The 8,334-nt window shown below is 70.8% G+C and carries 6 protein-coding genes and 1 riboswitch; all 6 genes read left to right on the top strand.

Features of this window, described 5'->3' with window-relative positions:
• Positions 1-32: 32 nt before the first annotated feature.
• Entirely contained in the window at positions 33-1,316 is a 1,284-nt protein-coding gene (locus tag B0I29_RS05985) for a citrate synthase (protein WP_111647819.1), read from the top strand.
• A 627-nt stretch (positions 1,317-1,943) separates the two neighbouring features.
• The gene (locus B0I29_RS05990; protein WP_111647820.1) at positions 1,944-3,509 is read left to right on the top strand and encodes a gluconokinase; all 1,566 of its coding nucleotides are present in this window, start codon (positions 1,944-1,946) and stop codon (positions 3,507-3,509) included.
• A gap of 62 nt (positions 3,510-3,571) precedes the next feature.
• Positions 3,572-3,693: riboswitch (cobalamin riboswitch) on the top strand.
• 55 nt (positions 3,694-3,748) lie between these two features.
• Complete coding sequence (locus tag B0I29_RS05995) at positions 3,749-5,809, top strand: magnesium chelatase subunit D family protein (RefSeq protein WP_111647821.1); 2,061 nt, start codon at positions 3,749-3,751, stop codon at positions 5,807-5,809.
• Positions 5,810-5,941: 132 nt separating this feature from the next.
• Entirely contained in the window at positions 5,942-6,541 is a 600-nt protein-coding gene (gene cobO, locus B0I29_RS06000) for a cob(I)yrinic acid a,c-diamide adenosyltransferase (RefSeq protein WP_111647822.1), read from the top strand.
• The gene (locus B0I29_RS06005; RefSeq protein WP_111647823.1) at positions 6,535-7,881 is read left to right on the top strand and encodes a cobyrinic acid a,c-diamide synthase CobB; all 1,347 of its coding nucleotides are present in this window, start codon (positions 6,535-6,537) and stop codon (positions 7,879-7,881) included. The genes cobO and B0I29_RS06005 overlap by 7 nt, the downstream gene beginning before the upstream one ends.
• Entirely contained in the window at positions 7,878-8,273 is a 396-nt protein-coding gene (locus tag B0I29_RS06010) for a cobalamin biosynthesis protein (protein WP_111647824.1), read from the top strand. The genes B0I29_RS06005 and B0I29_RS06010 overlap by 4 nt, the downstream gene beginning before the upstream one ends.
• Positions 8,274-8,334: the final 61 nt, after the last annotated feature.

The following is an 8,334-nucleotide window of genomic DNA, read 5'->3' on the forward strand; positions in this document are numbered from 1 at the left end:
TGGGACATCTGCCGGTGAAGTGAGGGAAATACATGACGGATGTCAAGCTCGACCACCCTGGTGGCCAGCTGTCGATGTCGGTACGCGAAGCCGTCGACGGGCCGGGCGGCATCGACGTCAGTGCTCTTCTTAAAGAGACCGGCTACGTAACGCTCGATCAGGGCTTCGTGAACACCGCTTCAACCACGTCGTCGATCACCTACATCGACGGCGACCAGGGCATCCTGCGGTACCGGGGTTACCCGATCGACCAGTTGGCGGAGAAGAGCACCTTCCTTGAGGTGTCCTACCTGCTGATGAACGGCGAGTTGCCGACCGCTCCGGAGCTCCGGGACTTCGCGGACAAGATCCGCGTGCACACCCTGCTCCAGGAGGAGATGCGCACGTTCTTCTCCGGTTTCCCGCGCGACGCGCACCCGATGGCGGTGCTCTCCTCGGCGGTCACCGCGCTGTCGACCTTCTACCAGGACTCGCTCGACCCGCTCGATCCCGAGCAGGTCGATATCTCCGCAATCCGCCTGATGGCGAAACTTCCGACGATTGCGGCGTACGCCTACAAGAAGTCGATCGGGCACCCGCTGCCGTACCCGGACAACTCGCTGGACTACGTCGAGAACTTCCTGCGTCTGACGTTCGGGCTGCCCACGCTGCCCTACGACGTCGACCCGAAGGTCGCCAAGATCCTCGACATGCTGTTCATCCTGCACGCCGACCACGAGCAGAACTGCTCCACGTCGTCCGTGCGCCTCGTCGGCTCCTCCCAGGCGAACCTGTTCGCCTCGGTCTCGGCCGGCATCAACGCCCTCTCCGGCCCGCTGCACGGCGGCGCCAACGCGGCGGTGCTCGAGATGCTCGAGCAGATCCGCAAGGACGGCGGCGACGTCAACGCGTTCGTCACGCGAGTGAAGAACAAGGAAAAAGGCGTCAAGCTGATGGGCTTCGGCCACCGGGTCTACAAGAACTACGACCCGCGCGCCGCCATCGTGAAGAAGGCCGCCCAGGAAGTCCTCTCGACCCTGGAAACGCCCGACCCGCTGCTGGAGATCGCCTTCAAGCTGGAGGAGATCGCGCTCTCCGACGACTACTTCATCTCCCGCAAGCTGTACCCGAACGTCGACTTCTACACCGGCCTCATCTACAAGGCCATGGGATTCCCGACGAAGATGTTCACGGTCCTCTTCGCGATCGGCCGCCTGCCGGGCTGGATCGCGCAGTACCGCGAGATGATGGTCGACCCGGCCAACAAGATCGGCCGCCCGCGCCAGATCTACACCGGCGCCCCGGTCCGCGACTTCGTCGCTCTGGACAAGCGCTGAGCTTTCCGCTCCACAACGCCCTGCCGGTGGCTCCGGCAGGGCGTTTCGCTTTCTCTTCTTGGGTACGCGTAACCGCACAGCCCCGTGCCACTCCACCGCGAGGTCACTGCCCACTCCAGGCCGCCCGGCGCCCATCGCTACCGGTGCATGCTCCAGGCCGTCGCCCACGGTGACCGGTCCGGCCAGGAGGTCCCGGCGGGCTTGACCCCGCCGCTGCCTTCGGCGCAGCCCGGCGACCCCACCCGCAGAGCCGGGACGGGGGGCCCACGGTGTGCTCGGGTCCAGCCGGGACGCGTCCGCGGTCCGCCGTCCGCCGGGGCGGTGAGCGCACGCAATGACGTTTTGCGTGCGCCCACCGCCGTCATAGGGGCGGTCAGCGCACGCGATCGGCTTGTGCGTGCGTTCACCGCCCCGGCCCGACGGTTGCGCGTGCGCTGACCGCCCCCAGCGCGACTTATGCGTGCGTTCACCGCCCCAACCGCCGATGCGCCCGCGCCGGCGCCGGAAGCCCTCCGCTCCCGCTCCGGCCCCGCGGGATCGGCCCGCGCCACGCCGGTACGAAAGGATGTTCGGCGGGTATGCCAGAACGCGCCGGGAAACTGCCGGGCGCCGCGAGGGAGGCTACGCATGGACGTCGTGATCGGGATCGACACCGGGACCACCGCCACCAAGGGTGTCGCGACCGGGCCACTCGGTGAGGTGCGTGCGCTGACCAGCGTGCACTACCCGCTCTCGGTTCCCGGGCCGGGCCGGGCCGAACTCGACCCGGAGCAGCTCACCGCCGCCGCCGTGAAAGCGCTCGTCGACGTCGCCACCGAATGCCGGCAGAACGGCGACCGGGTGATCGCTATCGGTCTCAGCGCGTTCCTGCACGCCCTCGTGCCGATGTCCGCCGACAGCACGCCGCTGGGGCCGCTGATCACCTGGGCGGACGGGCGTTCGGCCGAGCAGTGCGAGCGCATCGTCGCCGAGGGGCGGGCCAGGACGCTGCAGGCCCGGACCGGCACGCCGGTGCACCCGATGTCGCCGCTGACCAAGCTTGCCTGGTGGGCCGAGAACGACGCCGAGACGCTGCGCGGCACACCCCGCTGGGGCGGTGTGAAGGAGTTGATCGTCGCGGCGCTCGCCGACGCGCCGTTCCAGGTGGACCTGTCGATCGCGTCCGGCACCGGGCTTTACGACATCCACTCCCGCAAGTGGGACGACGAGGCACTGGAGATCGCCGGGGTCCGGGCGAACCAGCTCGCCGAGGTGGTACCGACCACCACGATTCTGCGCCTGCGGTCCGACATCGCCGCGGCGGCCGGTCTGGACAAGGACGTGCCGCTGGTGATCGGCGCCGCCGACGGTCCGCTCGCCAACCTCGGTGTCGGCGCCACACCACCCGGTGTGGCGGCGGTGTCCCTCGGCACGAGCGGCGCCCTGCGTACCGTCGTGGATCGACCGACGACGGACGCCGCAGGGCGTCTGTTCTGTTATGCGCTCACCGAGGACCGGTGGGTGATTGGCGGCGCCGTGAACAACGCCGGGTCGGTGGTCCGGTGGGCGGGGGAGGCGTTCGCCGCCGGATTCGAGCGGCCCGGTTCCGAAGGGGAGGACGCCGACGAGCGCGACGCCGCTCTGCTGGAGGAGGCGGCCGGGGTCGAGGCGGGCAGCGAGGGGCTGTTGTGCCTGCCCTACCTGCTCGGCGAGCGTGCGCCGTGGTGGCGTCCCGGTATGCGTGGCGCCTATCTCGGACTGCGTCGCGAGCACACCCGCCCGCATCTGGTCCGGGCCGCCGTCGAAGGGGTGTGCCAGCAGCTCGCCCTGGTCCGGGACTCGTTCGAGGCCGAGGGCAGCTCGCTCACCGAGATCCGGGCGACGGGTGGGGCGGCCGCGTCCGAACTGTGGATCCAGACCCTCTCGTCGGCGATGAATTTGCCGGTCGCGGTCGCCGACACCCCGGAGGGCACCGCCCTGGGCGCCTGCCTGCTGGCCCGGCACGCCCTCGGCGAGCTGCCCGATCTGGACGACGTGGCGGCGCTGGTGCCGATCAGCCGGCACACCCAGCCGCAGCCGGCTGACGCGGCGCTCTACCGCAAGTTGCGCCCGCTCGTCGAGAAGTCCGCCCTCGCGGTACTGGACGTGGTGGCCGAACTGGACCGGATCGCGCCGGAGCCGCTGCCCGGCACGGAGAAAGCGGTGAAGAGCTGACGTGATCCTCGCCGTAGGCCGCCGGGAATCGACCGCGCTAGAGTGACGCGCGAGCGGAAGCGGAGGAACCCCGGTGCGAATCCGGGACGGTCCCGCCACTGTGACCGGGGAGCGACCCGCGTTTTCCACGGCCGGAAATCGGCCGGAAGGAGCGGCGAGCACTGATCCGGGAGTCAGGAGACTCCGGCCGCTCGTTTCGGCCGTCGCGCGGGCGTGGACACCCGCCGGAAGGGATCTCTGTGACAACTCCGTACCCGTTCTCGGCCGTGGTCGGCCTCGATGACCTGCGCCTGGCGTTGCTGCTCACCGCCGTTTCGCCGGCGGTCGGCGGCGTGCTGGTGCGCGGCGAGAAGGGCACCGCGAAGAGCACCGTGGTACGCGCCCTGGCCACCCTGCTGCCCGGGATCGACACGGTCCGCGGCTGCCGGTTCGCCTGCGACCCGGCAGCACCCGACCCGGCGTGCCCGGACGGACCCCACCAAGCTGGTGATCCCGGAAGAAGAAGGCCCGCCAGCCTCGTCGAACTCCCGGTCGGCGCCACCGAGGACCGCGTCGTCGGCACCCTCGATCTGCAGCGCGCGCTCAGCGACGGCGTGAAGGCGTACGAACCGGGTCTGCTCGCCGCCGCGCACCGCGGTGTCCTCTATGTGGACGAGGTCAACCTGCTCCCCGACCATCTGGTCGACCTGCTGCTGGACGCGGCCGCGATGGGCCGGGCGCACGTCGAGCGCGACGGGGTGTCGGTCAAGCACGCGGCCCGGTTCCTGCTGGTCGGCACGATGAACCCGGAGGAGGGCGAGCCGCGCCCGCAGCTGGTGGACCGGTTCGGCCTGGTGGTGAACGTGGCCGCGCCCCGCGACGCCGTGCAGCGCGCCGAGGTGGTCCGGCGCCGGCTGGCGTACGAGGCCGACCCGGACGGTTTTGCCGTGCGGTTCGCCGGTGACGAGAGTGCATACGCCGGTCGCATCGCCGCCGCCCGTGCCCAGCTGCCGCTGGTCGTGCTGCCCGACGAGGAACTGGACCGGATCGCGCGGGTCTGTCTCGCGTACGGCGTCGACGGCATGCGCGCGGACATCGTCGTGGCTCGCTGCGCGGTGGCCCTGGCGGCCTGGCACGGCCGTGACCGGGTCACCGCCGGGGACATCGCGGACGCGGCCCGGCTCGCGCTGCCGCACCGCCGCCGCACCGATCCGCTCGACCCGCCCGGCACCGACGAGGAGAAACTCGACGAGGCCCTCGCCGAGGCGGAACGCCAGGCTTCGCAGGAACGAGAAGAACAACACAACGACGAACCGGACGAGGATCCCGACGGTGACGGGCCGCCTGACGGCGGCGGAGGCGGTGCGCCACAAGGTCCGCGCGACGGTGGCGGGCCGCAGGGCGCAGGCTCCGATCACGAGGGTACGCGTAACAGCACGGCCCCCGAGCAGCCGGAACAGAACGGGGCCGGCCAGCAGCAGGAGAAGGCCGGAGCCGTGGCGGGCGCCGGGCCGGCCTACCGGACGCGGACGCTGAGGATCGCCGGCCGTGGTGAGGGCGGGCACGCCGGGCGGCGGTCGCCGGCGTACGCACGGCGCGGCCGGGTCGTCGGCAGCCGGACCCCCACGGGCAAGCTGGCCGGAGCGCCGCACCTGCCGGCTACGCTGCGGGCCGCTCTGGATCGCAGTGCCCTCAACCGGACCACATCGGACCGGATCCGGGTCTCACCCCGGGATCTGCGGGAGTCGGTGCACGTGGGGCGGGAGGCCAATCTGGTGCTCTTCGTCGTGGACGCCTCCGGGTCGATGGCGGCTCGCAAGCGGATGACTCTCGTGAAGACGGCGGTGCTGTCGTTGCTGCGGGACGCGTACCAGCGGCGGGACCGGATCGGGATGATCACGTTCCGGGGCGCGGACGCCGATCTGGTGCTGCCGCCGACGTCCAGCCACGAGGTCGGGGTGATGCGGCTGGCGGCGTTGCGGACCGGTGGGCGTACGCCGATCGCGGCCGGCCTGCGCACCGCGGCCCGGACCATCGCGACCGAACGCCGGCGGGATCCGCGTCGCCGGCCGCTGCTGGTGCTGGTCACCGACGGGCGGGCCACGAGCGGCCCGGATCCGCTGCGGATGGTGCCGGCTCTGCATGGGGTGTCGGCCGTGGTCGTCGACTGCGAGTCCGGCCCGATCCGGCTGGGACTGGCCGGGCGGCTGGCGGGCGCGCTGAAAGCCGAGCTGATGCCGCTCGAACAGTTGCAGGCCTCGGTGCTGCAGGGAGCGGGGCCCGTGACCGCGGTGGACCGTGCCTATCGGCGGGCGGCCTGACGCGGGTGAAGCCCGGCCACCGGCGGTGGGTGAGCGGGGTGAGCCGGACCGCGCCCGTCAGGGGCGGGTTCTCGAACGGCCACGGTAATTCGGCGGGACGGGTTTCGGCCCGTACAGAAAAAAGGGTTTGAAATGCCACAAGGGAAAGTTGCCGTCACGCCGGACGATGGGCTGACCACGCGCCAGAGGCGGCGGCAGGCGGTGTTCGCGGTGCACACCGGTCCGGGCAAAGGGAAATCGACGGCCGCCTTTGGGATGGCGCTGCGCGCGTGGAGTGCGGGGTGGCCGATCGGGGTGTTCCAGTTCGTCAAGTCGCAGAAGTGGAAAGTGGGGGAGGAGACCGCCCTCAAAGCGCTCGACGGCATCAACGACACCCCGGTCACCTGGCACAAGATGGGTGAGGGCTGGTCGTGGATTCAGCGGGCAGGCACGGAGCGTGACCATGCGGCCGAGGCTGCCGAGGGCTGGGCGCAGATCAAGCGGGATCTGGCGGCGGAGACCTACAAGTTCTATGTGCTCGATGAGTTCACCTACCCGATGAAGTGGGGCTGGGTGGACGTCGCCGATGTCATCGAGACTGTTCAGAATCGGCCAGGCACCCAGCACGTGGTGATCACCGGGCGGGATGCGCACCCGGATCTGATCGCGGCGGCCGACCTCGTCACGGAGATGACCAAGGTGAAGCACCCGATGGACGCCGGTCGCAAGGGACAGCAGGGCATCGAATGGTGAGCCGCGTCGTGATCGCCGCGCCGGCGTCGGGGCACGGGAAGACGACGGTGGCGACCGGTCTGCTCGCCGCGTTCGCCCGCCGGGGAAAGGCGGTCGCGCCGTTCAAAATCGGTCCTGACTACATCGACCCGGGCTATCACGCGCTTGCCGCGGGACGGCCCGGCCGCAACCTCGACCCGGTCCTGGTCGGTGAGGACCAGATCGGGCCGCTCTTCGCGCACGGCTCGGCCGGCGCCGACATCGCGATCATCGAAGGCGTGATGGGCCTCTATGACGGCCGCACCGGCGCCGGTGACACCGGATCCACCGCGCAGGTCGCTGAGCTGCTCCAAGCCCCGGTGATCCTGGTCGTGGACGCCGCCGCGCAGGGCCGTTCGGTCGCCGCGCTGGTGCACGGATTCCGCAGTTTCGGAACGGTCCGGCTGGCCGGCGTCATCCTGAACCGGGTCGGCTCGGACCGCCACGAGCAGATCCTGCGGGACGCCTGCGAGGAGGTCGGCACGCCGGTTCTCGGTGCGCTGCGCCGATCAGAAGCGGTCGCCGCGCCATCACGCCACCTCGGTCTCGTGCCCGCCGCCGAACGCCGCGCGGAGGCACTCGCCTCGGTGGACGCGCTCGCCGCGCTGATCGCGAACGCGATCGACCTGGACGCGGTCGCGGCCGTCGCGCGCTCCGCGCCGCCGCTGACGGCGACACCCTGGAGCCCATTGTCGGAAGATCCGGTTCCGGGCCGTCCGCTGGTCGCGGTCGCCGGTGGTCCGGCTTTCTCCTTCGGGTACGCCGAAACGACCGAACTGCTGGCCGGAGCCGGTGCTGAAGTGGTGACCGTCGATCCGTTGCGGGACGAGGCGCTGCCGCCCGGAACCCGCGCGCTGGTCATCGGCGGCGGATTCCCCGAGGTCTACGCGTCCGAGTTGTCGGCGAACGCGCCGCTGCGGGCCTCGGTCGCCGCCCTCGCCGCGGCCGGCGGGCCGATCACCGCGGAGTGTGCCGGGCTGCTCTGGCTCTGCGCGTCGCTCGACGGTAAGCCGATGTGCGGGGTGATCGACGCCGAGGCGGCGATGACACCCACGCTGACCTTGGGTTATCGGGACGCGGTCGCGCTCACCGACAGCCCTCTGGCGCAGGCCGGCACCCGGGTGACCGGGCACGAGTTCCACCGGACCACGGTGCATCCCCGATCCGGAGTCCTGCTGTCCCCGGCCGCCGGTGCGGCCTGGGCGTGGCGTGGCGCCGATCCGGAAGGGTTCGCCGGTCCCGGCGTGCACGCCTCGTACCTGCACCTGCACTGGGCCGGGCATCCGGAGCTGGCGCGCCGGCTGGTGCGGGCCGCTGCATGATCGTTGTCGGTCTGGGGTCGCGGACGGGGGTCACCACCGCGGCCCTGGCCGCAGCGGTTCGCGAGGTGCTCGCCGACGCCGGTCTCGCATTTCGGGACGTCACGGCTCTCGCCACCCTGGATCGGCGGGCCACCTCCCCTGAGGTGCGTGTTCTCGCCACCGAGGCCGGCTGGCGGCTCGTCGGTTACTCCGCCGACGAGCTCGCCGGTGTTGAGGTTCCGTCACCCAGCGCGACTGTCGCGGCGGTTACCGGCACGCCCAGCGTCGCCGAGGCGGCGGCCCTGATCGCCGCTGGTCCGAAAGGTGGCCTAATGGTGCCGAAAAGGATTATCGGCACGATCACTGTGGCTGTTGCGACGGATGTTTCCAGTGTGACGGATGTTGTCGAATAACGGTTCCTAGTCGATGACCAGCCATTTATTCGAACATTTCTAAAAAACGGACTTTGCCCTG

The organism is Actinoplanes lutulentus (assembly GCF_003259845.1).
Taxonomy (GTDB): Bacteria; Actinomycetota; Actinomycetes; order Mycobacteriales; family Micromonosporaceae; genus Actinoplanes; species Actinoplanes lutulentus.